Here is a 17,859-nt window from a genome sequence, read left to right on the forward strand (position 1 = left end):
CCCCGGGCAGGGGCGCGTTTGAGGTTAAGTAAGACATGAGACTAACATCTAAAGGCCGTTATGCCGTTACCGCAATGCTGGACGTTGCGCTCAATTCTGAGTCCGGTCCGGTACCGTTGGCAGATATTTCAGAACGTCAGGGCATTTCACTTTCTTATCTTGAACAGCTGTTTTCCCGCCTGCGCAAAAATGGCCTTGTTGCCAGCGTTCGTGGTCCGGGCGGCGGTTATTTATTAGGTAAAGACGCCAATCACATCGCCGTAGGTGAAGTGATCAGCGCCGTTGACGAATCCGTAGACGCCACCCGTTGCCAGGGTAAAGGCGGCTGCCAGGGCGGCGATAAATGCCTGACCCACGCGCTGTGGCGCGACCTGAGCGACCGACTGACCGGCTTCTTAAATAACATTACGCTGGGCGAACTGGTAAACAACCAGGAAGTGCTGGATGTTTCCGATCGTCAGCACAGCCACGACACACCACGCACTACCCGCGCGCAAGACGCGATCGACGTTAAACTGCGCGCCTGATTACCCGTCATCCTTCGGGTTGCAGATGCGTTGGCTGCATTTGTTCACCCCAGTCACTTACTTGTGTAAGCTCCTGGGGATTCGCAAATTTGCCGCCTTTCTGCAACGCGAATGATTTAGGGTAATAACTATATAAAAAAATAGATTTCTGAATCAGGCCGGGATGCTCGCGTCCCGATCATCCGGTTGTACATCCTCCGGTTGCCTGGTTCCTTGCATTAGAGTGATGTACGGAGCTTAAGAGCAATGAAATTACCGATTTATCTCGACTATTCCGCAACCACGCCGGTGGACCCGCGTGTTGCTGAGAAAATGATGCAGTTTCTGACAATGGACGGGACGTTTGGTAACCCGGCTTCCCGCTCCCACCGTTTTGGCTGGCAGGCGGAAGAGGCGGTGGATATCGCCCGTAACCAGATTGCTGAACTGATCGGCGCAGACCCGCGTGAGATCGTTTTCACGTCCGGCGCGACAGAATCCGACAACCTGGCGATCAAAGGTGCAGCCAACTTCTATCAGAAAAAAGGCAAGCACATTATCACCAGCAAAACCGAGCACAAAGCCGTGCTCGACACCTGCCGTCAGCTTGAGCGTGAAGGGTTTGAAGTGACCTACCTCGCCCCGCAGCGCAACGGCATTATCGACCTGAAAGAACTCGAAGCGGCGATGCGTCCTGACACCATCCTCGTTTCCATCATGCATGTGAACAACGAAATCGGCGTGGTGCAGGACATTGCGACCATCGGCGAACTGTGCCGTGCGCGTGGCATCATCTTCCACGTTGATGCCACCCAAAGCGTGGGCAAAATCCCGGTTGATTTGACCCAGATGAAAGTAGATCTGATGTCCTTCTCCGGTCACAAAATTTACGGGCCGAAAGGTATCGGTGCACTGTACGTGCGTCGTAAGCCGCGTATCCGTATCGAAGCCCAGATGCACGGTGGCGGTCACGAGCGCGGTATGCGTTCCGGCACTCTGCCTGTTCATCAGATCGTTGGCATGGGTGAAGCTTACCGTATTGCCAAAGAAGAGATGGAAGGCGAAATGGCGCGTCTGCGCACGCTGCGTAACCGTCTGTGGAACGGCGTTAAGGATATGGAAGAAGTCTACCTTAATGGCGATCTGGAGCAGGGCGCACCGAACATCCTCAACGTCAGCTTTAACTACGTTGAAGGCGAGTCGCTGATCATGGCCCTGAAAGACCTGGCCGTATCATCCGGTTCCGCCTGTACGTCTGCGAGTCTGGAACCGTCCTACGTGCTGCGCGCGCTGGGCATGACCGACGAACTGGCGCACAGTTCTATCCGTTTCTCTTTGGGCCGTTTCACGACTGAAGAAGAGATCGACTACACCATCGAGCTGGTTCGTAAATCCATTGGCCGTCTGCGCGACCTTTCTCCGCTGTGGGAAATGTTCAAACAGGGCGTGGATCTGAACAGCATCGAATGGTCACATCATTAATCGGTTTCGACATCAGGAGAATTAAAAATGGCTTATAGCGAAAAAGTAATCGATCACTACGAAAACCCGCGCAACGTTGGCTCTTTCGACAACAGCGATGACAGCGTTGGCAGCGGCATGGTGGGTGCACCGGCCTGTGGCGACGTAATGAAGCTGCAAATCAAAGTGAACAACGACGGCATCATCGAAGACGCGCGTTTTAAAACCTACGGCTGCGGCTCCGCGATTGCGTCAAGCTCGCTGGTGACTGAGTGGGTAAAAGGCAAATCTCTGGACGAAGCGCAGGCGATCAAAAACACCGATATCGCTGACGAGCTGGAACTGCCGCCGGTGAAAATCCACTGCTCTATCCTTGCAGAAGATGCGATTAAGGCCGCGATTGCGGATTACAAAAGCAAACGTGACGCCAAATAGTTGAGGTTTGTATGTCGATTACCCTTAGCGACAGTGCTGCCGCGCGAGTAAATTCCTTCCTGGCCAACCGTGGTAAAGGGTTTGGTCTGCGTCTGGGCGTCAGAACCTCTGGTTGTTCTGGCATGGCCTATGTACTGGAATTTGTCGACGAGCCGGCGGTAGAAGATACCGTCTTCGAAGACAAAGGCGTGAAAGTCGTGGTCGATGGCAAAAGCCTGCAATTCCTCGACGGTACTCAACTGGACTTCGTCAAAGAAGGTCTGAACGAAGGGTTTAAATTCACCAACCCGAACGTAAAAGATGAGTGCGGTTGCGGCGAAAGCTTCAACGTTTAATCGTGCCTGAATAAAGAAACCCCACCGCAGCGTGCTGTGCGTGGGGTTTGTTTTAATGGCTTAACAGTGGATTGCTATGGATTACTTCACCCTCTTTGGGCTGTCAGCCAGCTATCACCTTGATACCCAGGCACTGGCAGCGCGTTTTCAGGATCTGCAACGTCAGTATCATCCCGATCGTTTTGCCAGCGGAACGGCCGCCGAACAGCTTGCCGCCGTGCAACACTCCGCCAATATCAATCAGGCCTGGCATACGCTGCGTCACCCGCTGACGCGCGCCGAATACCTGCTTTCCCTGCACGGTTTCGATCTCGCCTCCGAGCAGCACACCGTGCGCGACACCGCCTTTTTGATGGAGCAGCTTGAGCTTCGCGAAGAGCTGGACGACATCGAACAGGAAAAAGACGAGGCGCGTCTTGAAGCCTTTATCGCGCGTGCCAAAAGCCAGTTTGATGCGCGCTTAGCGCAAATGGTTGAACAATTAGACAGCGAGGCGTGGGACGCGGCGGCTGACACCGTGCGTAAACTGCGTTTTCTCGATAAACTTCGCAGCAGTGCTGAACAACTCGAAGAAAAACTGCTCGATTTTTAATTCTGGAAGCAATTATGGCCTTATTACAAATTAGTGAGCCTGGCATGAGTGCTGCGCCGCACCAGCGTCGTCTGGCGGCAGGCATTGATCTTGGGACCACCAACTCTCTGGTGGCCACCGTGCGCAGCGGCCAGGCCGAAACCCTGCCCGACAGCGAAGGCCGCCATTTACTGCCCTCCGTCGTTCATTATCAGTCGCAGGGCCACAGCGTCGGTTTCGACGCCCGCAGCAACGCCGCGCAGGATCCGGTCAATACCATCAGTTCGGTAAAACGTCTGATGGGCCGTTCGCTGGCCGACATTCAGGCGCGCTATCCGCACCTGCCTTACCGCTTCGAAGCCAGCGAAAACGGCCTGCCGATGATGGCGACCAGTGCCGGACTGCTTAACCCGATCCGCATTTCTGCCGACATCCTGAAAGCGCTGGCTGCCCGTGCCACCGATGCGCTGGCAGGCGAACTCGACGGCGTAGTGATCACCGTTCCGGCCTATTTTGATGATGCGCAGCGCCAGGGCACCAAAGATGCCGCGCGTCTGGCTGGCCTGCACGTGTTACGCCTGCTCAACGAGCCGACCGCGGCGGCCATTGCCTACGGCCTGGACTCCGGCCAGGAAGGGGTGATTGCGGTCTACGACCTCGGCGGCGGCACCTTTGATATTTCTATCCTGCGCTTAAGCCGTGGGGTATTTGAAGTGCTGGCAACCGGCGGCGACTCGGCGCTGGGCGGCGATGATTTCGATCACCTGCTGGTGGATTACATCCGCGAGCAGGCGGGCATCACCGATCGCAGCGACAACCACCTCCAGCGCGAACTGCTTGATGTGGCGACCGCCACTAAAATCGCCTTAAGCGATGCCGACAGCGTCGATGTGAACGTCGCTGGCTGGCAGGGCGTCATTACGCGCGAGCAGTTTAACGCGCTTATCGCTTCGCTGATCAAACGCACCTTGCTGTCATGTCGTCGCGCCCTGAAAGATGCTGGCGTCGAGGCCGAAGAAGTGCGTGAAGTGGTGATGGTCGGCGGTTCCACCCGTGTGCCGCTGGTGCGCGAGCGGGTCGGTGAATTCTTTGGCCGCACGCCGCTCACCACCATCGACCCTGACAAAGTGGTCGCCATTGGTGCGGCGATCCAGGCGGACATTCTGGTCGGCAACAAGCCGGACAGCGAAATGCTGCTGCTTGACGTTATCCCGCTTTCCCTCGGCCTTGAAACCATGGGCGGGCTGGTGGAGAAAGTCATCCCGCGCAATACCACCATTCCGGTAGCGCGTGCGCAGGAGTTCACCACCTTTAAAGACGGGCAAACCGCCATGTCGATTCACGTGATGCAGGGCGAGCGCGAACTGGTGCAGGATTGCCGTTCGCTGGCGCGCTTTGCGCTGCGTGGCATTCCGGCGATGCCTGCGGGCGGAGCGCACATTCGCGTCACCTTCCAGGTTGATGCCGACGGGCTGCTCTCCGTGACGGCGATGGAGAAATCCACCGGCGTGGAAGCCTCCATTCAGGTCAAACCCTCTTACGGGCTGACCGACGGTGAAATCGCCACCATGATCCAGGATTCCATGAGCTTTGCCGCACAGGACGTAAAAGCCCGTATGCTGGCTGAGCAAAAAGTGGAGGCCGCGCGCGTGCTTGAAAGTCTGCAAAGCGCGCTCGATGCCGATGCCGCGCTGTTAAGCGCCGCAGAGCGTCAGGCCATCGACGATGCTGTTGCCCATCTGCGGGCGGTAGCGGAAGGCGATGACACCGACGCCATTGAACAAGCCATTAAAAATACAGATAAACAAACCCAGGAATTTGCCGCCCGCCGTATGGATCAATCGGTCCGTAACGCGCTGAAAGGCCATTCCGTAGACGAGGTTTAACATGCCTAAGATTGTTTTTCTGCCTCATCAGGATCTTTGTCCGGATGGCGCAGTTCTGGAAGCAAGTACCGGTGAAACCATTCTCGACGTGGCCCTGCGCAACGGGATCGAGATTGAACACGCCTGTGAAAAATCCTGTGCCTGCACTACCTGTCACTGCGTGGTGCGCGAAGGGTTTGATTCGTTAACGGAAAGCACCGAAGACGAAGATGACATGCTGGATAAAGCCTGGGGGCTGGAGCCGGAAAGCCGTCTGAGCTGTCAGGCGCGCGTCGCCGACGAAGACCTGGTGGTAGAAATGCCGCGCTACACCATCAACCACGCGCGGGAGCATTAATATGGGCCTGAAGTGGACTGACAGCCGTGAAATCGGCGAAGCGCTGTACGACAGCCGCCCGGATCTCGATCCTAAAACCGTACGTTTCACCGATATGCATCAGTGGATCTGCGAGTTAGAAGAGTTTGATGATGACCCGAACGCGTCTAACGAAAAAATTCTGGAAGCAATTCTGTTAGTCTGGTTAGATGAAGCAGAATAGTAAAACGGGCTGCCTTCGGGCGGCCCTTTTTTACATACACAGGCTGAGAAAAGGATAAAACGATGACAACCGAAGCCATGAAAATTACCCTTGCCACCGCGCCTGCCGATGCGCGCTGGGGTGAAAAAGCGACCTACAGCATCAACAACGACGGTATTACCCTGCATTTGACCGGAAAAGACGATCTGGGTTTGATCCAGCGCGCAGCGCGTAAAATCGACGGCCTGGGGATTAAGCATGTGGCATTTGCCGGCGAAGGCTGGGATGCAGACCGCAGCTGGGCGTTCTGGCAGGGCTATAAAGGGCCGAAAGGCAGCCGCAAAGTAGAGTGGGCGAGCCTGCCCGACGATCAGCAAAAAGAGCTGGAAAGCCGCCGCAAAATCATCGACTGGGTGCGCGATACCATTAACGCCCCGGCGGAAGAGTTAGGCCCGGAGCAGCTGGCGCAGCGCGCCGTGGATCTGCTGAGCGGTGTGGGCGGCGATAACGTCTCGTACCGCATCACCAAAGGCGAAGATCTGCGCGAGCAGGATTACATGGGGATTTACACCGTCGGACGCGGTTCCGAGCGCACCCCGGTACTGCTGGCGCTGGATTACAACCCGACCGGCGATAAAGACGCCCCGGTTTACGCCTGTTTAGTGGGCAAGGGCATCACGTTCGATTCCGGCGGTTACAGCATCAAACAGACCGCGTTTATGGACTCCATGAAGTCTGACATGGGCGGCGCGGCCACGGTCAGCGGTGCGCTGGCTTTCGCCATTACCCGTGGGCTGAATAAACGCGTCAAACTCTACCTGTGCTGCGCGGATAACATGATCAGCGGCAACGCCTTCAGACTGGGCGACATTATTCGTTATCGCAACGGTAAAACCGTTGAGGTGATGAACACTGATGCCGAGGGCCGCCTGGTGCTGGCCGATGGCCTGATTAACGCCGACAAGCAAAAACCGCAGATGATCATCGACGCGGCCACCCTGACGGGCGCGGCAAAAACCGCGCTGGGCAACGATTATCACGCGCTGCTGAGTTTTGATGACACGCTGGCTAACCGCCTGCTGGCAAGCGCCGCCGCCGAGAACGAACCGTTCTGGCGTCTGCCGCTGGCCGAGTTCCACCGCAGCCAGTTGCCGTCGAACTTTGCAGAACTGAATAACACCGCCAGCGCCGCTTTCCCGGCCGGGGCCAGCACCGCCGCAGGTTTCCTGTCGCACTTTGTGGAGAATTACCGCGAAGGCTGGCTGCACATCGACTGTTCAGCGACCTACCGCAAAGCGGCAGTTGAGCAGTGGTCTGCGGGCGCGACGGGCCTGGGTGTGCGCACGATTGCGAATCTGCTGACTGCGGAGTGATTTTTACCCCTCACCCTAACCCTCTCCCCAGGGGAGAGGGAATGTACCCCCTCTCCCTCAGGGAGAGGGCCGGGGTGAGGGTGTTATATCGAATGCTGGAACTATCATGACAGAAACAAAAAACGAACTAGAAACGCGCCTTGAGCAGGCGGCGACAGAAGCCGCGCATCGCCCGGCGTTTTTCCGCACACTGATGGATTCCACCGTCTGGGTGCCAGGCACGGCGGCGGAAGGTGAAGCGGTGGTCGCAGACAGTGCGCTCGATCTCCAGCACTGGGAAAAAGACGACGGCACTTCCGTTATCCCGTTTTTCACTTCCCTGGAAGCGCTGCAACAGGCGGTGGAAGGCGAACAGGCATTTGTTGTGATGCCGGTGCGCACGCTGTTTGAAATGACGCTCGGCGAAACCCTGTTCCTCAACGCCAAACTGCCGACGGGAAAAGAGTTTACCCCGCGTGAGATCAGCCATCTGGTCGGTGGGGAAGAGAACCCGCTAAGCCAGCAGGAAGTGCTGGAGGGCGGCACCTCGCTGCTGCTGTCCGAGGTGGGCGAACCGCCCGCACAGATGATCGAGTCCCTGACATTGCTGTTTAAAACGCTGAAAACGGTCAAACGCGCGTATCTTTGCTCAATCAAAGAAGGGGCCGATCAGCCCGCTAACCTGCTGATTGGTATCGAAGCGGAAGGCGATATCGAACGTGTTATTCACGAAGCGGGCAGCGTTGCCACCGATACCCTGCCGGGCGATGAGCCGATCGACATCTGCGAAGTGGTGGAAGGGGAGAAGGGCATCAGCCACTTTATGATGGCGCACATCACGCCGTTTTATGAAAAACGCTGGGGCAGCTTCCTGCGTGACTTCAAACAGAACCGCATTATCTGATTCGCACGGGGTGGACGTTCACCCCGTCGCTTCCAGCAACAGCAAATCCATCAGTAACACCAGATTTGACTCAAATGAGGTCACGCCTGCGGCTTCGGCGGCGAAGTGCACCGCTTCGTCATACAGCGGAAAGTGCAGATCGGCGAGGCCTGCCAGCGTATTGGCCGACGCGCGGGTGAAGGTCACCACCGTCATGCCGACGTTTCTGGCGATCCTGACCTTATCCACCACCTGCTCGGTTTCGCCGCTGCGCGACACCGCAATAAACACTTCATAGCGCGCGGCATTGCTGAGAAAAATATTGCGGCTGTCACCTGGACCGGAGATAAACGCCGTCTTTCCCAGCACCTGCAATTTCTTGGTCAGGTATTCGGCGAACAGATACGAGAAGCCCGCGCCATATAGAAAAAAGCTCTCCTTTTCCCGCAGCAGCGCGGCAAACTGACGGCGCTTCTCTTCCGTCGCCCAGTGAAAGGTCTGTTGATAGTTGGCGATAAACTGGTTGAACAGGGCGGGCAGTTCGGCGCTGCCCTGCGGATGTTCCGCAATGTGCGGCGTATCGGACAGAAGCTGTTTGCAGTGCCAGATCAGTTCGCTGTAGCCGCTAAAGCCGAGCTTCTGGCACAGCCGCATGATGGTGGCTGTGGAAACAAAGGTCGCCTGTGCCAGATCGCGCACCGTGATGTTGCCCACCAGCAGCGGGTGCGCTGTCAGATGGGCGAGCACACGGTATTCCGCGCGGGTCAGCGATGCACCGCGCGTTAACAGCGGTGCCAGTCGGTTGTCCATATTCAGGCGGGTTCAACCGGTAAATCATCGCGCGCGCCCCATTCACTCCATGAGCCGTCATAGAGCGCGCCTTTTACGCCCAGCGTTGCCAGCGCCAGCAACACCACCGCAGCCGTCACGCCGGAGCCGCAACTGGCGATAATTGGGCTGCCCAAATCCACGCCCTGACGCTGGAAAATTTCCCGCAGTTCATCGGTGGTTTTCAGCTCGCCTTCAAACACCAGACTTCCCCACGGCACGTTCAGCGCGCCAGGAATATGACCGCGTTTCAGGCCGGGACGGGGTTCATCGGCCTCGGCGTTAAAGCGCGCTGCCGGGCGGGCATCGACGATTTGGGCGGTGCCTTCATGACTGACCAGCAGCATGTCGGTTAAGCGTTTGACGTCACTCTCATCGAATTTGGCCTCAAACTCGGCTTCCGGCAGCTTTACGTCGCCCTCCTGAAGCGGCAGTTCGTCGCGCTGCCAGCGGGCAAGGCCACCGGCCAGAATCGAAACGTTATCCACGCCAAAGGCTTTTAACATCCACCAGGCGCGCGGGGCAGAGAAGAGATCGCCCTCATCGTACACCACCAGGTGTTTATTGCTGTCGATGCCGAGTTCGCGCATCGCCACGGCAAAGGTTTCCGGGCGCGGCAGCATGTGGGGAAGGGGAGTGGTGTGATCGGAAAGGGCTTCGATATCAAAAAATACCGCCCCTGGCAGATGCCCGGCGCGGTATTCGGCGGCAAGATCCCGGTGTTCCTGACCCGCAGGAGCCATGCGGGCATCAATAATCTGAATGTCTGGATCGTCACTGTGTTCGATGATCCAGTCGGCTGCGACAAAATATGAGGTAGTCATGGTTGCCTCCGTCAGCGTGTGTATTAACGGATTGTCGGTGTTTTTTCTCACACCGACAAGTTAACGCTGCATAAGTCGCGAGCAATCTTCAGAAAATTATACCGATTCACCCTACTGCCAGGCTTTTTGCAACTGCGGCCAGTAGTCGCGGTTGGCCTCGATCATGTCGTCCAGAATCGCTTTCGCATGCTGCATGGTCGGCACGGTGCGGTTGAGCGTGAAGGCCTGCAACGCTTTCTCGTAGCTGCCTTCGATGGTGGCTTCAACCAGCAGTTGCTCGGAAGCCAGTTGCTGCATTAACAGCGTCTGGTGGAACAGCGGCACTGCGCCCATGCGTACCGGTTCCGGGCCTTGCGAAGTGATGTACGCAGGTACTTCCACCATCGCGTCGTACGGCAGATTGGCAATCGCGCCTTTGTTTTCGACAATCACCAGATGGCGCTGGCGCAAATCGAAGGCCAGCGAGCAGGCCACATCCACAATAAACGCCCCGTGCACGCCCACGTGGAACGCGTCCGGCAAAATCCCGCTGCGTTTATATTCTTCTGCGGCGGCGAACAGTTTTTTCTCGCGCCCGTTCATCACTTCATTAGCGCGGGTCACGTCCGGGTCCTGATGTTCCACAATCTGATTCGGCATCAGGTAATACTGCAAATACGGGTTCGGCAGGTATTCCGGGAAGTGGTCCATAATCGGCTTGATGTTGCGCCAGGTTTTCACCCACGACGGATCCGAGTGCTGCGGATCGGTTTGCGCGGCATCTTCCGTCAACAGGCCAAATTTGGCGATGTGACGGCGCAGCTCCGGCAGACGATCAACGCCATCCACCAGCACGCGGGTAAACCAGCCGAAGTGGTTCAGACCAAAGTAATCGACCTGCAATTTATGCCGGTCCACGCCCAGAATCGCGCCCATATTACGCATGGCGGCCACCGGCATATCGCAGATATTCAGCACCCGCGCGTTAGGACGCAGGCGACGCACGCCTTCCGCCACAATCGCCGCCGGGTTGGAATAGTTCACGATCCACGCGTCTTTATCAGCGTAACGTTCCGCGAGGTCGATCAGTTCCACCATCGGCAGGATGGTACGCAGGCCGTAAGCCAGCCCGCCCGGTCCGCAGGTTTCCTGGCCAACAACGCCATGACGCAGCGGGATCTTTTCATCCTGCTCGCGCATTTTGTACTGGCCGACGCGCATCTGGGCAAAGACAAAGTGCGCGCCGCTGAAAGCCACTTCGGGATCGGTGGTCACGGTAAATTTAATGCTGTCGCTGTGGTCGCGGATGACTTTTTCTACCACTGGCGCGATGGTGCTCTGACGGGCCTCGTCAATATCGTAAAGACGGATCTCAGCCAGCGGAAAATCCTCCAGCCGTACCATCAGGCTCTTCACAATGCCCGGCGTATAGGTGCTGCCGCCACCGGCGATAGAAAGAATAAAGGGAGGTTTAAACATGTTTGGCTCCTTTAGAGAAACGTCTCAACGGCTTCTCGCATTTTTTTGACATGCAGCCCGTAGACCACCTGAACGTTATTACCTTGCTTGATGACGCCTTTTGCGCCCGTCGCTTTGAGCTGCGGCTCATCAATCACCGTCACGTCTTTCACCGTGACGCGTAAACGGGTGTAGCAGTTATCCACCACATCAATATTTTCACGCCCGCCAAGACCGGCGATGATTGCTTCGCCCACGCCATCGTTATTGCCTTTGGCCTGGTATTCTTTTTTGCTGTAGAGGCGGGTTTCCTGATCGTCGTCCTCGCGGCCCGGCGTTTTCATATCGAAATGGCGGATCAGGAAGCGGAAGATAACGAAGTAGAGGCTGAACATAATCAGGCCCACGACGATATACATCGGCCAGTTGGACTTCTCAGTACCCAGCGGCAGGTTGTAGAGAATGAAATCAATAATGCCGTTTGCGCCGATGGCGTGAACGCCGAGCAGGTAAAACAGCATCATACCGATGCCGGTCAGCACCGCGTGCACCACAAACAGCAGCGGTGCGACGAACAGGAAGGAAAACTCAATCGGTTCGGTGACCCCAACCAGCAGTGAGGTTAACGCCGCCGGAATCAAAATGGCTTTGGCAATGGCTTTACGCTCCGGTCTGGCGGTCATGTACATCGCCAGTGCCGCTGCGGGCAGGCCGAACATTTTGCTGATCCCGCGCGCGTCCCATACCACGGTGCTGCTCAGTTGCTTAACGTCAGGGCAGGCCATCTCGGCAAAATAGATATTGCGCGCGCCCTGGTAAGTCTGGCCGCAGACGTCCGCCGTCCCGCCAAGCTCGGTATACAGGAACGGGGTATAAACGAGGTGATGCAGACCGGTCGGGACCAGAATGCGCTCCAGGAAACCATAGATAGCGACGCCCACCGGCCCGGCACCTTTGATTGCCATTGCCAGGGCGCTGATGCCCTGCTGCGCGAACGGCCACAGTTCGCTCATGATCACGCCGAGCACCATCGACACTGGCAGCATAATGATCGCCACGAAACAGTGACCGGAGTAGATCGCCATCGCGCCGTTAAACTGCACTCCGGAATAGCGGTTGTACAGATACCCGGATAGCGCACCGGTGAGGATCCCGGCGAACACGCCCATCTCCAGCACCTGAACGCCCAGCACCATGCCCTGACCTGCCGCTTTCATCTGGTCGGCAGGGGCCAGTTCACCCTGCATTTGCAGTGTGACATTCATGGCATTAATAAATACCACGAAGGTGACCAGGCCAATTAACGCGGCGTAGCCTTTATCGCGCGAGGCAAGACCGACGGGAATACCGACCGCGAATACCAGCGCCAGGTTGACCAGCACCGAGACGGCAGATTTAGAAATTAACTGACCGATACTTTGAATAAGGGGATAGCCAAGAAAGGGTAAATACTCAGCCAGATTACCGTTGCCTAACACATTACCAAACGCGATAAACAGACCCACGATGGGTAAAATAAGCACCGGACCGTAAAGCGATTTTCCAAAATTTTGTAGGGCATTAACGGCTCGTTTCATCATGAACTCTCTTATTTGAACCGCGCACACAGGTGCGAAGACCCATTAACGGTAGCAGTCGCAAGCGGCAGCAATCCAGCTATCTGATTGTTTTAAAAACAAATGACGCGCAACGTAACATGTAACGTTGAGGCTTGTGATCGGGGTAACAATGCCTTCGCTTCGGGGACCGCTATTTTTGCGAGGCGTCTTCAGGAGTGTAGATTCCACCTTTTTAAATTCAGAAACTCGCGCATAATACTGAGCATACCGTCGATTAATGGGCCGTGAAGGACAGGGATAAAGGATGAAACCGTTACGATACGCTGTGCTGTCAGCAGCATTACTGGCTGCAATAACTCTTTCAGGATGTGATAACGACGACGCGCCCCAGGCGGCGACGTCCAGTGCGGCGGCCACGCCTGCACCGGCAAAAACAACGCCTCCTGCAAAGCCTGATCCCGCCCAACTCGAAAAGCTGGCGGCCCAAAGTAAAGATAAGCCATTAACCCTGATTGATGCGTCAGAAGTGCAGCTTGAAGGTGCCGCCACGCTGGTACTGACCTTCTCGATACCGCTCGATCCCAACAAGGATTTCGCTCAGAACGTGCATCTTGTCGATAAGAAAAACGGCAAGGTCGATGGTGCATGGGAGTTAAGCCCCAATCTTAAAGAGCTGCGTTTGCGCCACCTGGAGCCGAACCGTGAACTGGTTGCGTCGGTGGATAAGGGACTGCTGGCGCTCAATAAAGCCACGTTAGGCCAGGATATCGAAAAAACGCTCACCACCCGCGACGTTCAACCGAGTGTGGGCTTTGCCAGCCGTGGCTCGCTGCTGCCGGGCAAAGTGGTCGAAGGGCTGCCGGTGATGGCGCTCAACGTCAATAATGTTGATGTGAACTTTTACCGCGTGAAGCCGGAGTCGCTTCCGTCTTTTGTCAGCCAGTGGGAGTATCGCAATTCACTCTCCAACTGGGAGTCGGATGAACTGCTTAAAATGGCCGAACTGGTGTACACCGGGCGTTTTGATCTCAACCCGGCGCGCAACACGCGGGAAAAACTGCTCCTGCCGCTCAGCGAAATCAAGCCGCTGCAACAGGCGGGCGTCTATATCGCGGTGATGAATCAGGCCGGGCATTACAACTACAGCAACGCCGCCACGCTCTTCACCCTGAGCAACATTGGCCTCTCGGTACACCGCTATCACAATCGTCTGGATGTGTTTACCCAGAGCCTGGAGAACGGCAGCGCTCAGCAGGGCGTGGATGTCGTCCTGCTCAATGAGAAAGGGCAGACCCTGGCGCAGGCGGCAAGCGATGGCAAAGGCCATGCGACGCTGAACACCGACAAAGAAGCCGCGCTGGTACTGGCGCGTAAAGACGGCGAAACCACGCTGCTTGATCTCAAACTCCCGGCGCTGGATCTCGCGGAATTCGATATTGCGGGTGAGCCTGGCGTTAACAAACAATTCTTTATGTTCGGCCCGCGCGACCTCTACCGGCCCGGCGAAACCGTCATCCTGAATGGCCTGTTGCGCGACAGCGACGGTAAACCTCTCGCGGCGCAACCGGTGAAACTGGAAGTGGTGAAACCGGACGGCCAGGTGATGCGCACCCTGGTAAGCCAGCCGAAGGATGGACTCTATCAGTTCAATTATGCCCTTGATGCCAGCGCGCAGACCGGCATGTGGCATATCCGCGCCAATACCGGCGATAACCAGACGGTGAGCTGGGATTTCCACGTTGAAGACTTCATGCCAGAGCGCATGGGGCTTAACCTTGACGCGCAAAAAACACCGCTGGCGATGAAAGATCCGGTCAACTTTGGCGTTACCGGCTATTACCTGTATGGCGCGCCCGCTAACGGCAATGCGCTACAGGGCCAGCTCTTCCTGCGCCCGTTGCGGGACGCGGTGAAAGCGCTGCCGGGCTTCCAGTTCGGCAACATCGCGGAAGAAAACCTCTCACGCAGCCTGGATGAAGTACAGGTAACGCTGGATGCAGAAGGCCGCGGCCAGGTCTCAACCGACAGCCAGTGGCAGGAAGCGCACTCGCCGTTGCAGGTGATTTTACAGGCCAGCCTGCTGGAATCGGGCGGTCGCCCGGTCACCCGTCGTGCGGAACAGAGCATCTGGCCCGCTGAATCCCTGCCGGGTATCCGCCCGCAGTTTGCCGCGAAAGCGGTGTATGACTACCGCACCGACACCACGGTCAATCAGCCGATGGTGGATGAAAACAGCAACGCCGGCTTTGATATCGTCTATGCCAACGCCCAGGGTGAAAAGCAGGCGGTATCGGGCTTACAGGTACGCCTGATCCGCGAGCGTCGTGACTATTACTGGAACTGGTCTGAAGGCGAAGGCTGGCAGTCCCAGTTTGATCAAAAAGATCTCGTTGAAGGCGAGCAGCCGCTCGATTTGGCGGCGGGCGAAACGGGTAAAGTGAGCTTCCCGGTCGAGTGGGGTGCTTATCGTCTGGAAGTTAAAGCGCCGGACGATACCGTCAGTAGCGTACGCTTCTGGGCGGGCTATAGCTGGCAGGATAACAGCGACGGCGCGGGGGCAATTCGCCCTGACCGTGTGACTCTCAAGCTGGATAAACCTGCCTATCAGCCGGGCGAAACCATCAACTTACACATTACCGCCCCGGCTGCGGGTAAAGGCTACGCGATGGTGGAATCCAGCGAAGGGCCGCTGTGGTGGCAGGAGATTGATGTGCCTGCCGACGGCCTCGATCTGGCCATCCCGGTCGATAAAGCCTGGAAACGTCACGATCTCTATCTGAGTACGCTGGTGGTACGCCCTGGCGATAAATCCAAATCCGCCACGCCGAAACGCGCGGTCGGCTTACTCCATTTACCGCTTGGCGATGAAAACCGCCGCCTGGACGTTTCGCTGACAAATCCGCAGAAAATGCGCCCTAATCAGACGCTGACGGTGAAAGTGAAAGCCAGCGTTAAAGATGGCGTCGTGCCGAAGCAGGTTAACGTGCTGCTTTCTGCCGTGGACAGCGGAGTGCTTAACATCACCGATTACGTAACCCCCGATCCGTGGGAAGCGTTCTTCGGGCAGAAACGCTACGGCGCGGATATCTACGATATCTACGGTCAGGTGATTGAAGGTCAGGGGCGTCTTGCCGCACTGCGTTTTGGTGGCGATGGCGATGAGCTTAACCGTGGCGGTAAGCCGCCAGTCAATCATGTGACGATCATTGCCCAGCAGGCGCAGCCGGTAACGCTTGATGAAAAAGGTGAAGGCACCATTTCAATGCCGATTGGCGATTTTAACGGCGAACTGCGTCTGATGGCGCAGGCCTGGACGGAAGATGACTTCGGCAGTAACGAAAGCAAAGTTATAGTGGCGGCTCCGCTGATTGCCGAACTGAGCACGCCGCGCTTCCTCGCCAGTGGTGACACCACCCGCCTGGCGCTCGATCTCACCAACCTGACTGACCAGCCACAAACGCTGAACGTGGCGCTGGCAGCCAGCGGTTTAATCAGCCTCGACAGCGAGCAGCCGAAGCCAGTGAGCCTTGCGCCTAACGCCCGTTTCACGCTGTTTGTGCCGGTGCGCGGCCTGAGCGGTTTTGGCGACGGCGAGATCAGTGCGCAAATCAGCGGCCTGACGTTGCCGGGCGAAACTTTCGCGCCGCAGCAAAAGCAATGGAAAATCGGCGTCCGTCCGGTCTGGCCTGCCCAGACGGTGAATACGGGTGTGCAGTTAAATGCCGGACAGAGCTGGAATGCGCCTGCAAATCACATTACGGGCATTTCCCCTGCGACCCTGCAAGGGCAGCTCTTACTGAGCGGCAAACCGCCGCTTAACCTTGCCCGCTACATTCAGGAACTGAGAGCTTACCCGTACGGCTGCCTTGAGCAAACCACCAGCGGATTGTTCCCGTCGCTCTATACCAATAGCGCGCAACTGAAGGCGCTGGGCATTGTGGGCGACAGCGATGAAAAACGCCGAGCGGCGGTGGACGTTGGCATCGCCCGCCTGCTGCAAATGCAGCGTGACGACGGCAGCTTTGCGCTGTGGGATAAAGAGGGAGCAGAAGAATACTGGCTGACCGCATACGTGACGGACTTCCTGGTCCGTGCCGGGGAGCAGGGTTACAGCGTTCCTTCCGACGCGCTCAACAAGGCCAACAACCGCTTGCTGCGTTATTTACAGGCACCGGGCGAGATCTCAACCCGTTACAGCGAGGATAACCAGGCGAGCAAATTTGCTGTTCAGGCTTATGCCGGACTGGTACTGGCACGTCAGCAAAAGGCCCCGCTCGGTGCGCTGCGTGAGATCTGGCAACACCACGATCAGGCGGCAGCCGGTCTGCCTCTGATGCAACTGGGTGTGGCCCTGAAATTAATGGGCGACGATACCCGTGCCAAAGAAGCGCTGACGCTGGCCCTGAAAACGTCACGCCAGTCGGAACACCGCTGGCTGGGGGATTACGGCAGTACATTGCGCGATCATGCCCTGATGCTCTCCCTGTTGCAGGAAAACAAGCTGCTGCCCGACGCGCAAAACACCCTGCTGATGACCCTGTCAGAAGAAGCCTATGGGCAGCGCTGGCTCTCCACTCAGGAAAGCAACGCGCTGTTCCTGGCGGGCAGACAATTACAGAATGTGCCGGGAACCTGGCAGGCGCAAACCTCCCTTGATGCCACGCTGCTCAAAGGCGACAAGCCGCAAACGCAGAAACTGACGGGCGACCAGATTGCGTCGTTGCAGGTCACCAATACCGGCGACACGCCGCTGTGGCTGCGTCTGGATACCTCAGGCTATCCGGAAGCCGCGCCGCAGCCGTCGTCAAACGTGCTGCACATTGAACGGCAAATTCTCGGTACCGACGGGCAGGCGAAATCGCTGGCTTCGCTGAAAAGCGGTGAGCTGGTACTGGTGACGCTGGCGGTCCAGGCCAGTGAGAATGTGCCGGATGCGCTGGTGGTTGACTTGCTGCCTGCCGGGCTGGAACTGGAAAACCAGAACCTCGCCAGCAGCAGCGCGAGCCTGCAGGACAGCGGCGATGAAGTCAGAAACCTGCTTAATCAGATGCAGCAGGCTGACATTCAGCACATGGAGTTCCGCGACGATCGCTTTGTGGCGGCGGTAGCGGTCAACGAAGGGCAGCCGGTCACGCTGGTTTATCTGGCGCGCGCCGTTACGCCGGGCGTGTATCAGGTGCCAATGCCGCAGGTGGAATCGATGTATGTACCGCAATGGCGGGCGACGGGGGCTGCGAGCGGCCCGCTGATCGTAACGCCATAAC

15 protein-coding genes are annotated in these 17,859 nt (G+C 57.2%); 11 read left to right on the top strand and 4 right to left on the bottom strand.

Annotated features, from left to right (window positions below; all coding sequences use genetic code 11):
* The first annotated feature begins 35 nt into the window (after positions 1–35).
* The 10 genes from iscR to sseB all read left to right on the top strand — a co-directional run bounded on the left by iscR (position 36) and on the right by sseB (position 7,968).
* Positions 36–527 carry a Fe-S cluster assembly transcriptional regulator IscR gene (gene iscR, locus BM373_RS00270; RefSeq protein ID WP_090458122.1) on the top strand — a complete coding sequence of 164 codons (492 nt, stop codon included), beginning with the start codon at positions 36–38 and terminating at the stop codon, positions 525–527.
* 246 nt (positions 528–773) lie between these two features.
* On the top strand, positions 774–1,988 hold the full coding sequence (gene iscS / locus BM373_RS00275) for a cysteine desulfurase (RefSeq protein WP_090458124.1): 1,215 nt from the start codon (positions 774–776) through the stop codon (positions 1,986–1,988).
* 27 nt (positions 1,989–2,015) lie between these two features.
* Positions 2,016–2,402, top strand: a complete 387-nt coding sequence (gene iscU, locus BM373_RS00280; RefSeq protein WP_090458126.1) for a Fe-S cluster assembly scaffold IscU — start codon at positions 2,016–2,018, stop codon at positions 2,400–2,402.
* Positions 2,403–2,413: 11 nt separating this feature from the next.
* Positions 2,414–2,737 carry an iron-sulfur cluster assembly protein IscA gene (iscA, locus tag BM373_RS00285; RefSeq protein WP_090458128.1) on the top strand — a complete coding sequence of 108 codons (324 nt, stop codon included), beginning with the start codon at positions 2,414–2,416 and terminating at the stop codon, positions 2,735–2,737.
* Between the two features lie 76 nt (positions 2,738–2,813).
* Positions 2,814–3,329, top strand: a complete 516-nt coding sequence (gene hscB, locus BM373_RS00290; protein WP_090458130.1) for a co-chaperone HscB — start codon at positions 2,814–2,816, stop codon at positions 3,327–3,329.
* Between the two features lie 14 nt (positions 3,330–3,343).
* The gene (gene hscA / locus BM373_RS00295; protein ID WP_090458132.1) at positions 3,344–5,194 is read left to right on the top strand and encodes a Fe-S protein assembly chaperone HscA; all 1,851 of its coding nucleotides are present in this window, start codon (positions 3,344–3,346) and stop codon (positions 5,192–5,194) included.
* A gap of 1 nt (position 5,195) precedes the next feature.
* Positions 5,196–5,531 carry an ISC system 2Fe-2S type ferredoxin gene (gene fdx, locus BM373_RS00300; protein ID WP_090458134.1) on the top strand — a complete coding sequence of 112 codons (336 nt, stop codon included), beginning with the start codon at positions 5,196–5,198 and terminating at the stop codon, positions 5,529–5,531.
* 1 nt (position 5,532) lies between these two features.
* Entirely contained in the window at positions 5,533–5,733 is a 201-nt protein-coding gene (gene iscX / locus BM373_RS00305) for a Fe-S cluster assembly protein IscX (protein ID WP_090458136.1), read from the top strand.
* Between the two features lie 62 nt (positions 5,734–5,795).
* Positions 5,796–7,085, top strand: a complete 1,290-nt coding sequence (gene pepB, locus BM373_RS00310; protein ID WP_090458138.1) for an aminopeptidase PepB — start codon at positions 5,796–5,798, stop codon at positions 7,083–7,085.
* A 106-nt stretch (positions 7,086–7,191) separates the two neighbouring features.
* Positions 7,192–7,968: an enhanced serine sensitivity protein SseB gene (gene sseB / locus BM373_RS00315; protein WP_090458140.1), complete on the top strand. Its 777-nt coding sequence runs from the start codon at positions 7,192–7,194 to the stop codon at positions 7,966–7,968.
* An 18-nt stretch (positions 7,969–7,986) separates the two neighbouring features.
* Here sseB and BM373_RS00320 read toward each other — a convergent pair whose 3' ends face one another.
* From BM373_RS00320 to BM373_RS00335, 4 genes are all read right to left on the bottom strand, one after another.
* Positions 7,987–8,757, bottom strand: a complete 771-nt coding sequence (locus BM373_RS00320; RefSeq protein ID WP_090458142.1) for a MurR/RpiR family transcriptional regulator — start codon at positions 8,755–8,757, stop codon at positions 7,987–7,989.
* 2 nt (positions 8,758–8,759) lie between these two features.
* Positions 8,760–9,599, bottom strand: a complete 840-nt coding sequence (sseA, locus tag BM373_RS00325; protein WP_090458144.1) for a 3-mercaptopyruvate sulfurtransferase — start codon at positions 9,597–9,599, stop codon at positions 8,760–8,762.
* Positions 9,600–9,710: 111 nt separating this feature from the next.
* The gene (locus tag BM373_RS00330) at positions 9,711–11,057 is read right to left on the bottom strand and encodes a 6-phospho-alpha-glucosidase (protein ID WP_090458146.1); all 1,347 of its coding nucleotides are present in this window, start codon (positions 11,055–11,057) and stop codon (positions 9,711–9,713) included.
* 11 nt (positions 11,058–11,068) lie between these two features.
* Positions 11,069–12,613, bottom strand: coding sequence for a PTS transporter subunit EIIC (locus BM373_RS00335; RefSeq protein WP_090459931.1), 1,545 nt, complete (start codon positions 12,611–12,613; stop codon positions 11,069–11,071).
* 286 nt (positions 12,614–12,899) lie between these two features.
* Here BM373_RS00335 and BM373_RS00340 point away from each other — a divergent pair, with 286 nt between their 5' ends.
* The gene (locus BM373_RS00340) at positions 12,900–17,858 is read left to right on the top strand and encodes an alpha-2-macroglobulin family protein (protein ID WP_090458148.1); all 4,959 of its coding nucleotides are present in this window, start codon (positions 12,900–12,902) and stop codon (positions 17,856–17,858) included.
* Position 17,859 lies beyond the last annotated feature (1 nt).

This window comes from Enterobacter sp. kpr-6 (genome assembly GCF_900116015.1).
GTDB lineage: Bacteria > Pseudomonadota > Gammaproteobacteria > Enterobacterales > Enterobacteriaceae > Enterobacter_D.

Bases quoted from the DNA above. Each gene is read 5' to 3' on its own strand.
- hscA (WP_090458132.1), top strand. From the start codon at position 3,344: ATGGCCTTATTACAAATTAGTGAGCCTGGCATGAGTGCTGCGCCGCAC.
- sseA (WP_090458144.1), bottom strand. From the start codon at position 9,599: ATGACTACCTCATATTTTGTCGCAGCCGACTGGATCATCGAACACAGT.
- BM373_RS00340 (WP_090458148.1), top strand. From the start codon at position 12,900: ATGAAACCGTTACGATACGCTGTGCTGTCAGCAGCATTACTGGCTGCA.
- sseB (WP_090458140.1), top strand. From the start codon at position 7,192: ATGACAGAAACAAAAAACGAACTAGAAACGCGCCTTGAGCAGGCGGCG.
- iscX (WP_090458136.1), top strand. From the start codon at position 5,533: ATGGGCCTGAAGTGGACTGACAGCCGTGAAATCGGCGAAGCGCTGTAC.
- iscR (WP_090458122.1), top strand. From the start codon at position 36: ATGAGACTAACATCTAAAGGCCGTTATGCCGTTACCGCAATGCTGGAC.
- fdx (WP_090458134.1), top strand. From the start codon at position 5,196: ATGCCTAAGATTGTTTTTCTGCCTCATCAGGATCTTTGTCCGGATGGC.
- pepB (WP_090458138.1), top strand. From the start codon at position 5,796: ATGACAACCGAAGCCATGAAAATTACCCTTGCCACCGCGCCTGCCGAT.
- hscB (WP_090458130.1), top strand. From the start codon at position 2,814: ATGGATTACTTCACCCTCTTTGGGCTGTCAGCCAGCTATCACCTTGAT.
- BM373_RS00335 (WP_090459931.1), bottom strand. From the start codon at position 12,613: ATGAAACGAGCCGTTAATGCCCTACAAAATTTTGGAAAATCGCTTTAC.
- iscS (WP_090458124.1), top strand. From the start codon at position 774: ATGAAATTACCGATTTATCTCGACTATTCCGCAACCACGCCGGTGGAC.
- BM373_RS00320 (WP_090458142.1), bottom strand. From the start codon at position 8,757: ATGGACAACCGACTGGCACCGCTGTTAACGCGCGGTGCATCGCTGACC.
- iscA (WP_090458128.1), top strand. From the start codon at position 2,414: ATGTCGATTACCCTTAGCGACAGTGCTGCCGCGCGAGTAAATTCCTTC.
- BM373_RS00330 (WP_090458146.1), bottom strand. From the start codon at position 11,057: ATGTTTAAACCTCCCTTTATTCTTTCTATCGCCGGTGGCGGCAGCACC.
- iscU (WP_090458126.1), top strand. From the start codon at position 2,016: ATGGCTTATAGCGAAAAAGTAATCGATCACTACGAAAACCCGCGCAAC.